Raw genomic sequence first — 13,976 nt, 5'->3', positions numbered from 1 at the left:
AGTTTTTTTGGACCTAAGTCCGACTCAATGAATTCTGATTCATATAAATGACTCGGAAGAATCATCTACATGTTTGTACATATTGCTATGGACTCTCATCATTGCATTGAGATTTAAATCGTTTTCGATTAACTCAATACCTGTGAGTGTCCACACAGATTTCTTGTTTTATCTTGTTAAAGAACGTTCGCCTCATACTGGAGTCCAGCGGGCTAGGGCTGCGTATTCTACGCTTCTCCCTGTCGGCGTCAAGCGCTTTTTTCAAAAGATTTCTAAGTGGTTAATTACTGCGCTATCGCGCTGTAACCACCGGTTTAAAAACTTGAACCGCTTGTTACCTTGACTCGACCAGCTTGCCTACTCGCTTCGCTAAGTAGCGCCGTTTGCCGTGTCAGTGGGAGCGCATTATAGGGAGCCAAATCTTTTGTGCAAGGGCTTTTTTGACAAAAGCAATCTATCGAACAAAAAACACCCAAAAGGTGGTTTACCCAGCCAAAACCCACACGCAACGCCAACAAGCGAGTAACAATAACAACACAATCTTTGGTTACCCTATCGATTTTGATCCTATCAAGTTCAAGCATCGCTTGTTCAAAACCGGAAAATAAGTTTGGCACAAAAACATTCACTCTGCCAAAAATCTTAGCGGCCTCATTGAAAGGCTGTCACTGCTGCCATTTATCCCCGTTACAAGGACCCATTACAGTGCGGCTGTTACTGCTTTTTGTCGGCATCTTCTGAGTCTTGCTCAGTTTGTTTGGCCTCGCATTCAGTATCTGTCTCTTGAGTATCTGTCTCTTGTGCATTCGTCTCTTGAGTAATGTCGGCATCGTTCTCATCCCCCACCACATGACTCACCTTTAATTTCTTTACCGTGCGTATGGTGTAGATAGGGCCAGAGAGGGCGTAAAGACTAAAGACGATAAACAAGATGGTCGCTGGTTGCACCGAAACCACCACAAACAGGCCCACCAGTGCCAGAATGACCATAAAGTTAACCCGGCCGCGCCAGTCATAGTCTTTAAAGGAGTAGTAACGGAAGTTACTCACCATCAAGAGACCGGCACAAGCTGTCATTAGCAGCGCCAATATACTTACCTGTTGGCCCTCAATCTCATAATAAGTACCCGTCCAGATAGCACCAGCGATGATGGCCGCGGCGGCTGGACTCGCCAATCCCTGAAAGTAGCGCTTATCGGCGACGCCAACCTGGGTATTGAAACGCGCCAGTCGTAATGCGGCGCCGGCACAATAGATAAAAGCAGCCAACCAACCGACCTTGCCCAGATCGGCCAAGGCCCAGCTATAGGCGATCAACGCAGGGGCGACCCCGAAGGAGACCATATCGGCCATGCTGTCATATTCGGCGCCGAATGCACTCTGAGTATTAGTCATCCTTGCGACCCGTCCGTCGACACCGTCAAAGATCATGGCGACAAAGATGGCAATCGCTGCCGCTTCAAAGTGGCCATTCATGGAGGCAATCACCGCATAGAAGCCGGAAAACAATCCCGCAGTGGTGAACAGGTTAGGTAAAAGGTAGATACCGCGGTTCTTAACCGTCTCTTTGTTTAAATTTTGCATATAATAAGGAGCAAGGTTATCTTGATAAAATAGAAAGATAACACAGATTTAAGCTCACTTTTTATACGGACCTCTAATTGTTGGCAGATGAGGCATCTCTTGCACTCTCTCCCGGCCTAAATATGGACACTATGATGACCGGAAAATTTTATCTTAGCGCACTAATTAGCCTATTCCTTTGCGCCCCCGCGCTTGCAACGACCATCTATAAGTGGGTAGACGAAAACGGAGTCACTCACTACAGCCAGGAAAAGCCTCCCGAGGCTAAGACAGAAAAACTCTACAGCGAAGATATCGAACAAAAAAAAGTCGGCTTTACCGCCCCTAAGGTCACTGAAAAACAGGGAGAGCCAAAAAGCGAGGCCGCGTTAGCTGCCGAAGCGATCAACGAGAAAGATAAGGCCCAAGCCAAGGCCATCTGCGAAAATGCCAAGCATCAGTTGAGCGTGCTCGAGACCTATACTCGCCTGACACGTAAGAATGAAGAAAGTGGTGAAATGGTGCGCATGACTGAGGAAGATAGGCAATCAGAGATCGCCGCGCAGAAACAACGTATCAAACTCTTCTGCGTCAAATAAATATATATAGAAGTAGAAGCGACAACCCGACATGCCGCGGTTGTCGCTTGATGTTTCTTATAGACCCTGTTCGACTTCTACTTACTAGCGCCTTTCGAACTGCTACCTTTCACCATATACATAGAGCGACTCACGCCATCCTGGCAGGCCAGGGTGCCCGCATTCCAGCCCTTGTCAAATTCGCTCAAGCCATCCAACACCTTATCCTTCATCCCTTCTAAGGTATCGGCGCCTGGATTTTGTTTCAGGTAACCGGCGCTTCGACAGCCAGTGTTGTAACCAAAATGATAGAGGCTGTCATAATCGACACTGCCCACACCAATAAAATACGGGCCGCTGCTTTCCTCTGGTGCCGAGCTACATGCAGTCATCAATACGGCCAGAGATGCTATAACTGCTAACCTTGCTTTCATCCAATACTCCTTCACTGTATAAAAACTCAAATTAGGAAGAGATACCGCCCTTTGCAAACTAGTTCAAATAATAGACAAGTGCAATCTGATGCCCCTGATAAAAAAAGCCCAAACCTAGGTTTGGGCTTTTTACAGGACTGAGTAATTGGACTAAGCTACCGAACTAAGTCACGGGACTAAATTACAAGGCTAAGTTACAAGACTAAGTTACAAGAGCGAGCCTCATTGATGAAAGGCGAGCTCGCCCCCCGCGGCATCGACCTTGATTGGCGCGCCGGGTAACAGCTCGCCGCTCAAGAGTTTCTGCGCCAATGGGTTTTCGACCTCTTGCTGCAGGGCACGCTTCAGCGGCCTTGCACCATAAACAGGGTCGAATCCAGCCTGAGCGATCAAGGCTAAGGCATCGTCACTCACCTCAAGCTCAAAGTCTTTCTCCGCCAGGCGCGCCTTCAGATTATCTATCTGGATCTGCGCAATATGTGCGATATGCTCTGACTCCAATGGATGGAAGACCACGCTTTCATCGATACGGTTGAGGAACTCGGGTCTGAAGCTGTGTGTTACCACATTCATCACCTCACTCTTCATCTCGGCATAACTGGCAATACCGAAGCGTTCTTGAATCACATCTGAGCCCAGGTTCGAGGTCATGATCACAACTGTATTACGGAAATCCACCGTACGCCCCTGACCATCGGTCAGGCGACCATCGTCCAGCACCTGCAGCAGGATGTTGAACACGTCGGGATGAGCCTTTTCCACCTCATCGAGCAAGATCACCGAATAAGGCTTACGTCTCACCGCTTCGGTGAGATAACCACCCTCTTCATAGCCTACATACCCTGGAGGCGCACCAACCAGGCGTGACACCGAATGCTTCTCCATAAACTCGGACATATCGATACGCACCATGGCCGATTCGGTATCGAACAGGAACTTCGCCAATGACTTACACAGCTCAGTCTTACCCACACCGGTAGGGCCGAGGAAGAGGAAGGAGCCGATAGGACGATTCGGATCCGCAAGGCCGGCGCGACTGCGACGAATGGCATTGGCCACCGCATCCACGGCCTCGTTTTGTCCAATCACCCGGGTATGCAGCGCTTCTTCCATGTGTAACAGCTTCTCTTTTTCCCCTTCGAGCATCTTAGATACAGGGATACCGGTCGCCTTAGACAGGACTTCGGCAATCTCTACATCGGAGACCTTGTTACGCAACAGCGTCATATCCTGCATCTCGGCTTGAGCAGCCAGATCCAGCTGTTTCTCAAGCTCGGGAATACGGCCATATTGCAGCTCAGACATGCGGGTCAGATCCCCTGCACGCCTCGCCACCTCGAGATCCATACGGGCCTGCTCGAGATCCGCCTTGATATGCTGGGTGCCTGCCAGTGCTGCCTTCTCGGTATGCCAGACCTCGTTAAGCTCGGCGGCCTTGGCCTCGACTTCGGCTAGCTCACTGCGCAAGGTGCTAAGGCGACGCTGACTGGCCTCATCACTCTCTTTGATCAGGGCCTGCTCCTCCAGCTTAAGCTGTATGGTGCGGCGCTCTAACCTGTCCAGTGGCTCGGGCTTAGAATCTATCTGCATACGGATACTGGAGGCCGCCTCATCGATGAGGTCGATCGCCTTATCGGGCAGTTTCCTGTCAGAGATATAGCGATGAGACATGCTGGCCGCCGCCACGATGGCCGGATCGGTGATCTCCACATGGTGGTGCAGCTCATAGCGCTCTTTCAGGCCACGCAAAATCGCGATGGTGTCTTCGACGCTTGGCTCATCCACCAGCACCTTCTGGAAACGGCGCTCGAGCGCGGCATCTTTCTCAATATATTGACGATATTCATCTAAGGTGGTGGCACCGACACAGTGCAGGTCACCTCTGGCCAAGGCCGGCTTAAGCATGTTACCCGCATCCATGGCGCCATCACTCTTACCTGCGCCGACCATGGTATGTAGCTCATCGATGAAGAGGATCACCTGGCCCTCTTCCTGTGCCAGCTCATTGAGCACCGCCTTGAGACGCTCCTCGAATTCACCACGATACTTAGCACCGGCCACCAGCGCACCTAAGTCGAGTGACAACACCCGCTTATTCTTGATCCCCTCGGGCACCTCGCCATTGATGATGCGTTGGGCCAGGCCCTCGACGATGGCAGTCTTACCTACGCCCGGCTCACCGATGAGTACAGGGTTGTTCTTGCTGCGGCGTTGCAGCACCTGAATCGTACGGCGGATCTCATCATCACGGCCGATCACAGGATCCAGCTTGCCCTGCTCGGCGCGCTCGGTCAGATCCACGGTAAACTTCTTCAGCGCTTGGCGCTGATCTTCGGCGTTAGGATCGTCGATATTCTTGCCAAGACGCACCTCTTCGATGGTCTTCTCCAGCAGCTCCTTGGTGGCGCCCGATTTCTTCAGGCATTGCGCCAACGCGTCGCTGCCCTCAAGGGCGGCCAACACGAAGAGTTCGCTGGAGATATACTTGTCTTTGCGCTTTTGCGCCAACTTATCACACAGATTCAACAGGCGAATCAGCGCCTGCGACAGCTGAACGTCACCGCCAGTGCCCTCGATTTGAGGTAAACGTTCTAGCTCCTGACTCAGGGCTGAACGCAAGGTGCTAACCGAGATCCCGGCCTGGGTCAGCAATGGATGAATTGAGCCGCCATCTTGGTTAAGCAACGCCATCATCAGATGAATCGGCTCGATAAACTGATGGTCACGCCCCAACGCTAATGACTGAGCATCGGAGATTGCTATCTGGAATTTGTTCGTCATACGATCGAGTCGCATACAGCCTCCTAAAAAAATTAACGAATGAAGGAAACCTTCAGTGCTTTGTTACCAGTATAGATGGGGGCTTTTTAGGAGGATTCAAGCAACAAGAGAAAAATTGCCGTTTTTTTGTACTAGGCTTCCAGCCAGATAAAAGAGGCCATACGACCGGTTTTCGCCTCGCGGCGATAGGAGAAATAGTCGGCACTCAAGCTATAGGTGCAGTGGGGCAATTGATAGACGCCGCCAACACCGAGACGCTCAGCACGATAGCGGGCGATCCCTTGCAGATCGGCTAAAAACTTATCGGCGCTCGGCTTAAAAAAGTCTGCGGCTTCAGCATGCTGAGCGATGAACTGCGCCCTAACCTCACCGCCGACCTCGAAAGCATCCGGTCCTATACAAGGGCCAAGATAGAGGAGTAGCTCTTCGGCCGGCGCATCAAACTCGGCGATAGCCGCCTCGACGATGCCATGACACAAACCGCGCCAACCCGCATGTACCGCCGCCACCTGAGTCGCCGCGCGATCGCAAATCAGCACTGGTAGGCAGTCGGCGGTCATCACCACACACACATGCTCGCCACTGCGACAGAAGCTGCCATCGGCGGTGCGGTTAGCGTCCTGGTCCAGATTCACCAGCTCGATGCCATGAACTTGCTGCAGCCAGGCTGGCTCGGCTGACATGCCCAGAGCCTTTGCCGCAAGCAAACGGTTTTGACGCACAAGCTCGGGGTCGTCGCCCACATGGTCGCCAAGATTGAGGCTATCGAAGGGTGACAGGCTCACGCCCCCCTGACGCTGGCTAAAAGCCAGCTTCACGCCAGGCGGGATGAACCAGTCTTGAGGCAACATGATTAATATTCTGCCGGATGAGCCTTGGTGTCATCACGCAGGGCGCGCGTTAAGGCCACCATATCTTCAGGAATTGGCGCCTGCCAGCTCATTATCTCGCAGGTGAAGGGGTGCGCCAGCTCAAGGCGAACGGCATGCAGCGCCTGACGCTTAAAGCCGTTTAGCGCCTCCATCAATTCAGGTGTGGCCTTCTTAGGTGGACGTGGGCGACCACCATAGACAGGATCACCGACTAAAATATGGCCTATGTGTGCCATGTGCACCCTGATCTGGTGGGTACGGCCGGTTTCTAGGCGTAGGCGTAGACGGGTATGGGCACGGAACTTCTCCGCCACACGATAATGGGTCACCGAGGGGCGACCGCCGTGGTGCACCGCCATATGAGTACGCTTGGTCGGATGGCGCGCAATCGGCTCATCGACCACGCCACCGGCCGTCATGGTACCTGAGACAATCGCCTCATATTCACGGGTGATCTCGCGTGCCTGCAATGCCGCAACCAGGTGGGTCTGCGCCTCGACAGTCTTTGCCACTACCATCAAACCTGTAGTGTCCTTATCGAGACGATGCACGATACCGGCCCTTGGCACCAGCTCAATTTCAGGGCAGTGATGCAAGAGCGCGTTCATCAGGGTGCCGTCGCTGTTGCCTGCACCGGGGTGAACCACCAGGCCAGCCTGCTTATTGATCACGATAATATGATCATCTTCGTAGACGATGTCTAAATCGATCGCCTGCGCCTCGGCCTTGACTCTTCCTTGAGGGTGGCTTCGATCTCAATCTCCTGCCCCTCTAGGACCTTTTCTCTCGGCTTAGTCTGCACCATACCATCGACGTAGACGGCACCAGCCTGAATCCACTCTTTAATACGTGTACGGGAGTAATCAGGGAACAACTCGGCCAAGGTTTGGTCTAATCTCTGCCCGGTTTGTGTTGCTGTGATCTCGCTTTTTAGATTAATCTCTTGTGTCATAGGAACCGTACCCGCGTTTTGGGGTCCAAAATAAAGTGCTATCTGTTACAATCGGATTGTTTCTATTTTATCGTGAAATGGAAAAATTCTTAAACAACAACTTACAAAGAATCGAATTCAAGTATGCATAATTTTGCTAAAGGCGCAGCTATCGCCTTGTTGTCATTGGCCTTAGCGGCGTGTAGTAGTAAACCAGAAGATGATATCGAACTGAGCAAATCTTCCCCCGAAGTCCTCTATTCTCAAGCCAGAACCTCGATGGAGCTGGGTAATTATAGTAAAGCGGTGCGCTCATTAGAGGCGCTAGACTCTCGTTATCCCTTCGGCCCACATAAGACACAGGTACAGTTAGACCTGATCTACGCATACTACAAGTTGGACGATTCGGCATCGGGCATCGCCAACATCGATCGCTTCATTCGCCTTAACCCCACACATAAAGATATCGACTATGTCTATTATATGCGTGGCCTGGTGAACATGCAGTCGGACAACTATATGTTCCATGACATGCTCAACATAGACAGGACCGACCGTGATCCCAAGGCGGCGCAAGACGCCTTTAAAGACTTCGATCGTCTGATCAAGCAGTATCCCAACAGCAAGTATGCCGCCGATGCACAGAAACGCATGCAGTTCTTAAAGAACCGTCTGGCCAAATACGCCATTACCGTCGCGGAATACTATATCAAGATGAATGCCTGGAGCGCCGCCGCCGTGCGCGCCCAGACAGTGCTGGAAACCTACCCGGGTACGCCATCTACCGAGCGCGCCCTGGAGATCATGGCGACCGCCTACGAGGAACTCGGCCAGCAGAAACTAAAAGATCACGTACTTATGGTGATGCAGAGCAACTTCCCCAACAACGACATGCTCAAGTAAGCCAGCCTGTTCATACAGAGTAGTCAATGATTTAAGAGGCCCCGCAACGCGGGGCTTTTTTATATCCGCCTCTATGACCCACGCACAGCTTTAGTCGCTTATTGGTCGACATTACAAGCCTAACTTACTCGGTAGTCATTAAATAAAGGGCTCGACCCGCCGCCCTGTTTCAACCTCGACAGATCCCCTGAATCTCGACATTTGATCTAAAAATCGACGTTTCGGGTAAAAGTTATCCAAACGGGCCAGATAAACAAAGTTTTTGCAAAAATGTGTTGACTCAAATGCGCAAAAGCCTTTTAATGCACCCCGTCGCCCGAATAGCTCAGTCGGTAGAGCAGAGGATTGAAAATCCTCGTGTCCCTGGTTCGATTCCGGGTTCGGGCACCATATTCTAGGGTGCCTAGCGCACCAAACAAAAAAGCCTCGCACTGCGAGGCTTTTTTGTTTCTATTCAACTCTACCCATTTCAATCTTTTGCTATACCTATAGATACGACATAAGTTTTAGCTTTCTGCTATTTACTCCTTTTTTTGGGTATCTATATGAACAATATTCAAATCAAGCACAAGATGGCTTTCGGTATCTTACTCCCCCTCTCGCTCCTCATCTGTATCTGCATCTTAGCAATCAATATGATGAATAATATCGAGAAAGGTGTCGTCACCATCTATAACGATAGAGTCGTTCCACTGGAAGATCTCAAGGTGATTGCCGATGATTACGCGGTATCTGTTATCGACGCCATCAACAAGGCCAATGCCGGTGATTTCAGCGCCGAACAGGCAAACCACGCCCTGCAGGAAGCAAGTAACAACATAGACAAAAAGTGGCGCCAATACATCGCCACCCAGCTCACCAAGGATGAACAACGACTGGTCGATGAGGCCGAACACCTATTTGTCCCGGCCAACCAAAGAATCGCCCACCTGGAGCAGCTGCTCAACGGCAAGTCTGGCAATATTGCCGGCCAACTGCGAGATGAGATTATTCCCCTCTACCGGGTGATCGATCCCATCAGTGGCACCATCGCCGAGTTAATCAGCCTGCAACTCAAGGTCGCCGGCGAGGAAAAGGACAGGGTTGCCGAGATCTACCAATCTTCCCTCACCCTCTTCTTGCTCATCACCCTGGTCGCCGCCGTTGCCAGCATAGTGCTAGGTATCTGGATTAACCGTAGCGTGATGAAACCGATCAACCACATACGTACCCAGCTACTGACCATACAGCAAGACTCGGATCTCACTGTCACCTTCGACCAACTCAACAACGACGAACTCGGCCTGATCTCGACACGGCTCAACGATGTCTTTCACCACCTGCGAGGCATCCTCAAGGGAGTCGCCCAGGCGGCCAACAGCGTCAGCGACTCGGCGTTAGCCCTCAACGAGTTTACCCAGGTCTCCAACGCCCGCATTCAACAGCAACAGGCAGAGACGGAACAGACCGCCACCGCCATGAATGAGATGACAGCAACGGTCAACGAGGTAGCACAGAGCACCACGGCCGCCGCCGACTCGGCCAGAAATGCCGACCGATTCGCCGCCAACGGCAATGAGATCGTCCAGCTGTCGATTAGCAGCATGCAGGCCTTGTCGATGCAGATCCAAAGCACCTCAGAGGTGATCACCCATCTGTCTCACGAGAGCCAACATATCGGCAGCGTACTGAGCGTTATCAAGGGCATTGCCGAACAGACCAACCTGCTGGCCCTCAACGCCGCCATCGAGGCCGCCAGGGCTGGAGAGCAGGGGCGCGGCTTTGCCGTGGTCGCCGACGAGGTTCGCTCCCTCGCCCAGCGCACCCAAGAGGCGACCCAAGAGATAGAAACCATGATAGAGACGCTACAGAGCGGGGTAAACGAGGCGGTCACCGCCATGGATGTGGGCATTAAACAGGTGGAAGATGCCAATCAGCAAACCAACAAGGCCGGCGAAGCGCTGCAACAGATAGTTGCCTCGGTCGATAACATCACCGAGATGAACACCCATATTGCTACAGCGGCGGAAGAGCAGAGCAGTGTGGCCGAGAGCATTAACCGCAGTATCATCGCCATCAGTGACATAGCCAGTCAATCGACAGAATCGGCCTTAGAGCTAGGACACTCCATCGCTCAGCTTACCTCACTCGCCGACTCGATGCGCCAGCAAGTGATCACCTTCAAGCTGTGACTCACCCCACCACAAACAGCGGACTAACCTTACGATGCAGTACCTGTAGGTTATTCCGCCCACTCTCTTTTGCCTTATAAAGCTGCTCATCGGCGAGCCTGATCATCTGCTGCCAATCGTCATTGGCAAATTCGGGATGATAACCATCGTAGAGTACGGCGCCCATGCTGACGGTGATGATCTCGAAGGGTGAAGCCTGGTGATAGATATTGAGATCGCGCACTCTTTGTAGCATCCGCTTTGCCAACAGCTCCATCTGAGCCATGTTGTCGCCATGGATCACCACGCAAAACTCCTCTCCACCATAGCGAGTGACCAACTCGCCGCGGCGACGACACTCGAGCATCAGCGCCTGCGCCACCTTGATAAGCGCCTGATCGCCACTCTGATGCCCAACCGTGTCGTTATAAGGCTTAAAGAAGTCGATATCCAACATGATGAAACCTATCGCCCCTTTACCCTCACGCCACTGCTTATGGGCACGCTCGGCAAAGACTTCTAAGCTGCGACGGTTAGCGATACCTGTCAGGGGATCATTAAAGGAGAGGGATTCCAGATAATTCTGATGGCGCTGTAGCTTCTCCACCACCAGGTTGAAGGATTCGGTCAGCTTGGCTACCTCGGTGATTGCCCAAGCCGTCGGCATGGTCAAGAGCACGCCACGATGGGCCATCTTATCCAGCACGGCGTTGGCAACTCGAAGCGGCCTTACCACCAGCGCCGAGAAGGGGATGATGGCTATGTAGGACATCACCAAGACACTTAAGAACATCAAGATCGACTCTACGGTAAAGATAGAGGGAAGCAGGCTTCTGTCGTGATTCACGGTGATCTTGAGCGACGGCACACTGAGCGCGTCATGCAGGTACCAGGCGTGTTGCGCGGCAATCTTGTCCACCTTGGGCGGCTCTCGAAATCCCAATGAGATCTGACCCTCTAGCTTAGGCTGAGCCAACACCTCCAGCTCAAACTTTATCAGACTAAATTGCTCTATCTCCTCATGAATCGCCTGACTCACATTACGCACGGTCAGCAGGCTACCCGCAACTTGGCCCTCACCGCTACTTGGCATGACGGTCACGTTGCTAAAGTAGACCACTCTGTCATTCATGCGCAGCAGACCGCTGCGCACCGACGGACGATTGCCATCCATCTCGGCCTTCGAAGGAAGTATCTTGCCGACAAATTGCGCCTTGGAGAGGGGCAGACTCTGAGAAACAAACTCGGCACCACTGCTATATTGCCACACCAGCTGATTCTGGCGGTTAAACACATAGAATCCATCTACGTTGGCCGCCTCGAAGGCATTATCAAAGAGATTTTTCTTGGCAAATTGAGGCGACACATTATCGACAAAGGTCACCATGTCATCCCAGATGGCGTAGTCGTAACATAGGGTATCGAGATTTTTCTGGGCATAGGCGATCCCTTGCTGAACCGCCTGAAGATCTCTGTCTTGCCTCGAGATCACTTGCTCTTCGATTCTAGGCAGGTAGATAAGATAATAGATACAGCTTGCAGTCAGAAACGACAACAACAGGAGCCCAAGGGCTAAAATATTCAGGAAGTGATTTAATCGCATCGACCACGCTCTTTATGTCCTGCACTCTAGATTAGCTTAGTCGACCCGACGACAGAATTTGAGTATAAACCCTGCATTTCACAAATAAATTTCAAAAAAAAGGGAGGCTAAGCCTCCCTTTTATACCAAGCGTTTAAATCTTAAACAGACTCACGGCCTGATAGAGTACCTGGGTTCGCGCCTTCACATCGTCAGAGGCCTTGGCATTCTCATCCGCCGCCTGAGCCGACTCGGCGGCAATGTCGCGAATCACCACCACATTCTTGTTCACCTCTGAGGCCACCATGCTCTGCTCCTCGATGGCCGCGGCAATTTGCGTACTCATATCCATGATGTTGGTCACATCGGCGTTGATCTGCTCCAGCAAGGCACCGGCACTCGCCGCCTGATCGGCACTTTCTATCCCCTGTCTTTGGGTCGCTTCCATGAGTTGCACTATGGAGCGGGTACGAGACTGCAGGGTCTGGATGATCCCGGCGATCTCCTCGGTCGACTCCTGGGTGCGCATCGCCAGGCTTCTCACCTCATCGGCCACCACGGCAAAGCCTCTGCCCTGTTCTCCGGCTCTGGCCGCCTCGATGGCGGCGTTTAGCGCAAGCAGGTTGGTCTGCTCGGCAATACCACGGATCACATCCAACACGCTTCCTATGGTCTCGCTGTCTTTCTCAAGCTCGGAGACCACCTGAGCGGAATCGGTCAGCTGCGCCGCCAATGCCTGGATCTTCTCTATGGTGTGTTCAACCCCCACCTGACCCTGTTGGGCATTGTCATGGGTATTACCGGCACGTTCCGCCGCCAATTCGGTATTGCTGGCGATCTCGTCAATGGTCGCGCCCATCTCGGTGATCGCGGTCGCCACCATATCTGTCTCATTGAGCTGACGCCCCACCCCTTCCGAGGCGCGCGTCGAGTTCTCCGACAGCTCCTGGCAGGAGTGATTGACCACCTCGACCGAGGTCAACACCTCTCTGATCAGCGACTGGAACGACTCGACCATACTATTGAAGTGGCGAGCAATCTGGCCGATCTCGTCATCTACCTTGGTATCGCATCTCAATGTCAGATCTTTGGTCGCCTCGATACGAGAGATCGCATCGCTGATCCGCTGCACCGGCTCCATGATGCTGCGAATGATTGCCAGGGTGAATCCAATTAACACTAAGGTGATCAACACGAAGATAATGATACTGACGGTAACGGTTGCACTCTCGGCGACATGAATGGCATCCAGGGACTGACCCTTAAGCTGCACCAAAGCCTTCTCGGCCGAGGCGATACTGTCTCGTAGCGTCGCCATACGGCCACTGTCTTTGTCCAATCCCAGCTCTTGCTCTTTGCTCACCAAGGCCGCGAAGTTTTTCTCATAATCGTCGATAAGGGCATTGAGTTCCCCTTTGACCGAATCGCCCAACATGGCGCCAGCCACCTGCTGTCTCAGCAGACTCAAGTTAGCATTGAACTTATCCAGATAACTCAAGGCACGCCTGAGCATAAAATCCTTCTCGTTACGGCGCAGCTGCAACATGGTCACCATGAGTTCGGGCTCGTTTTTCTCCTTCACCAGGGTCTCTACATTGTGCACCGCACCGCGCAGCGCCCCATACAGGCCGTCTTTGGGATGCAAACCGATCTGCTTTTGCAGCTCGGTAACCTCGGCAAAGATAGACTCATAACGTGTCACGTTCTGCCTAAAGGCCTGCAGATCGCTTTGCGAAATATCATGACGCTCGAAGATCGCCCCCAGACTGGCGATCTTCTCCTCCAATTCCCTACCCTGCTGTTTGTGTCTATCTATATAGGTCAGATCCAATCGCGCAAAGAAGTCTTTTTCATCTCGACGTAAACTCAAAACATCCTTTTCAAGTTCGATAACTTGTTGTGCAGCATGAGACAAATCATCCAGCTTTGCCGCCGAAAAACGCTGCAAACCAAACATCGCTATCACAGAACAGATAGACACTGCTGCGCTAACGAGTAATTTGTGACGAATGAGCATAAAGGGAGATCCTTTTATTTGAGTGATTGCTTTACTTGTCTTCAACGACAATTAACACCTTGGAATGGCAAAAGTGATTCCAATATTGAGTATAGTAACTATCGACTTACATACATTCATCTTTAATGAATTATTAATAATTCATGTGCTTGCCCGTCACGACTG

9 protein-coding genes, 1 tRNA gene and 1 pseudogene are annotated in these 13,976 nt (G+C 52.0%); 4 read left to right on the top strand and 7 right to left on the bottom strand.

What is annotated here, in order from left to right; genetic code table 11:
* Nucleotides 1–714 precede the first annotated feature (714 nt).
* Nucleotides 715–1,584, bottom strand: coding sequence for a CDP-diacylglycerol--serine O-phosphatidyltransferase (pssA, locus tag DB48_RS02325; protein ID WP_041508726.1), 870 nt, complete (start codon nucleotides 1,582–1,584; stop codon nucleotides 715–717).
* A gap of 134 nt (nucleotides 1,585–1,718) precedes the next feature.
* Between pssA and DB48_RS02320 the strand changes: the two genes are divergently transcribed.
* A complete protein-coding gene (locus DB48_RS02320) occupies nucleotides 1,719–2,162 on the top strand; it encodes a DUF4124 domain-containing protein (protein ID WP_235375322.1) in 444 nt (147 codons plus the stop codon).
* Nucleotides 2,163–2,239: 77 nt separating this feature from the next.
* Here the strand turns inward: DB48_RS02320 and DB48_RS02315 are convergent, their stop codons facing one another.
* The 4 genes and pseudogenes from DB48_RS02315 to rluD all read right to left on the bottom strand — a co-directional run bounded on the left by DB48_RS02315 (nucleotide 2,240) and on the right by rluD (nucleotide 7,180).
* Nucleotides 2,240–2,575 carry a hypothetical protein gene (locus DB48_RS02315; RefSeq protein WP_041508724.1) on the bottom strand — a complete coding sequence of 112 codons (336 nt, stop codon included), beginning with the start codon at nucleotides 2,573–2,575 and terminating at the stop codon, nucleotides 2,240–2,242.
* Nucleotides 2,576–2,797: 222 nt separating this feature from the next.
* Complete coding sequence (gene clpB, locus DB48_RS02310; protein WP_041508723.1) at nucleotides 2,798–5,371, bottom strand: ATP-dependent chaperone ClpB; 2,574 nt, start codon at nucleotides 5,369–5,371, stop codon at nucleotides 2,798–2,800.
* 116 nt (nucleotides 5,372–5,487) lie between these two features.
* On the bottom strand, nucleotides 5,488–6,207 hold the full coding sequence (gene pgeF / locus DB48_RS02305; protein ID WP_041508722.1) for a peptidoglycan editing factor PgeF: 720 nt from the start codon (nucleotides 6,205–6,207) through the stop codon (nucleotides 5,488–5,490).
* A gap of 2 nt (nucleotides 6,208–6,209) precedes the next feature.
* Nucleotides 6,210–7,180, bottom strand: a pseudogene (gene rluD, locus DB48_RS02300) (23S rRNA pseudouridine(1911/1915/1917) synthase RluD).
* Nucleotides 7,181–7,303: 123 nt separating this feature from the next.
* On the opposite strand from rluD, the gene DB48_RS02295 reads away from it, so the two are divergent.
* From DB48_RS02295 to DB48_RS02285, 3 genes are all read left to right on the top strand, one after another.
* Nucleotides 7,304–8,062, top strand: a complete 759-nt coding sequence (locus DB48_RS02295) for an outer membrane protein assembly factor BamD (protein ID WP_011866748.1) — start codon at nucleotides 7,304–7,306, stop codon at nucleotides 8,060–8,062.
* A gap of 314 nt (nucleotides 8,063–8,376) precedes the next feature.
* Nucleotides 8,377–8,452, top strand: a tRNA-Phe gene (locus DB48_RS02290).
* A 155-nt stretch (nucleotides 8,453–8,607) separates the two neighbouring features.
* Entirely contained in the window at nucleotides 8,608–10,233 is a 1,626-nt protein-coding gene (locus tag DB48_RS02285) for a methyl-accepting chemotaxis protein (RefSeq protein WP_041508721.1), read from the top strand.
* Between the two features lies 1 nt (nucleotide 10,234).
* Here DB48_RS02285 and DB48_RS02280 read toward each other — a convergent pair whose 3' ends face one another.
* Together DB48_RS02280 and DB48_RS02275 are read right to left on the bottom strand one after the other, a co-directional pair.
* Nucleotides 10,235–11,815 (bottom strand): sensor domain-containing diguanylate cyclase, encoded by a 1,581-nt coding sequence (locus tag DB48_RS02280; protein ID WP_041508720.1) that lies wholly within the window; start codon nucleotides 11,813–11,815, stop codon nucleotides 10,235–10,237.
* Between the two features lie 133 nt (nucleotides 11,816–11,948).
* Complete coding sequence (locus DB48_RS02275; protein WP_041508719.1) at nucleotides 11,949–13,811, bottom strand: methyl-accepting chemotaxis protein; 1,863 nt, start codon at nucleotides 13,809–13,811, stop codon at nucleotides 11,949–11,951.
* Nucleotides 13,812–13,976: the final 165 nt, after the last annotated feature.

It is taken from the genome of Shewanella sp. cp20 (assembly GCF_000832025.1).
GTDB lineage: Bacteria > Pseudomonadota > Gammaproteobacteria > Enterobacterales > Shewanellaceae > Shewanella.
Note: the sequence above shows the minus strand (reverse complement) of the source record. Positions and strands in the feature narration are given on the sequence as shown.

Coding starts and splice junctions, on each gene's coding strand:
- pssA (WP_041508726.1), bottom strand. CDS start 1,584: ATGCAAAATTTAAACAAAGAGACGGTTAAGAACCGCGGTATCTACCTT.
- DB48_RS02320 (WP_235375322.1), top strand. CDS start 1,719: ATGACCGGAAAATTTTATCTTAGCGCACTAATTAGCCTATTCCTTTGC.
- DB48_RS02315 (WP_041508724.1), bottom strand. CDS start 2,575: ATGAAAGCAAGGTTAGCAGTTATAGCATCTCTGGCCGTATTGATGACT.
- clpB (WP_041508723.1), bottom strand. CDS start 5,371: ATGCGACTCGATCGTATGACGAACAAATTCCAGATAGCAATCTCCGAT.
- pgeF (WP_041508722.1), bottom strand. CDS start 6,207: ATGTTGCCTCAAGACTGGTTCATCCCGCCTGGCGTGAAGCTGGCTTTT.
- DB48_RS02295 (WP_011866748.1), top strand. CDS start 7,304: ATGCATAATTTTGCTAAAGGCGCAGCTATCGCCTTGTTGTCATTGGCC.
- DB48_RS02285 (WP_041508721.1), top strand. CDS start 8,608: ATGAACAATATTCAAATCAAGCACAAGATGGCTTTCGGTATCTTACTC.
- DB48_RS02280 (WP_041508720.1), bottom strand. CDS start 11,815: ATGCGATTAAATCACTTCCTGAATATTTTAGCCCTTGGGCTCCTGTTG.
- DB48_RS02275 (WP_041508719.1), bottom strand. CDS start 13,811: ATGCTCATTCGTCACAAATTACTCGTTAGCGCAGCAGTGTCTATCTGT.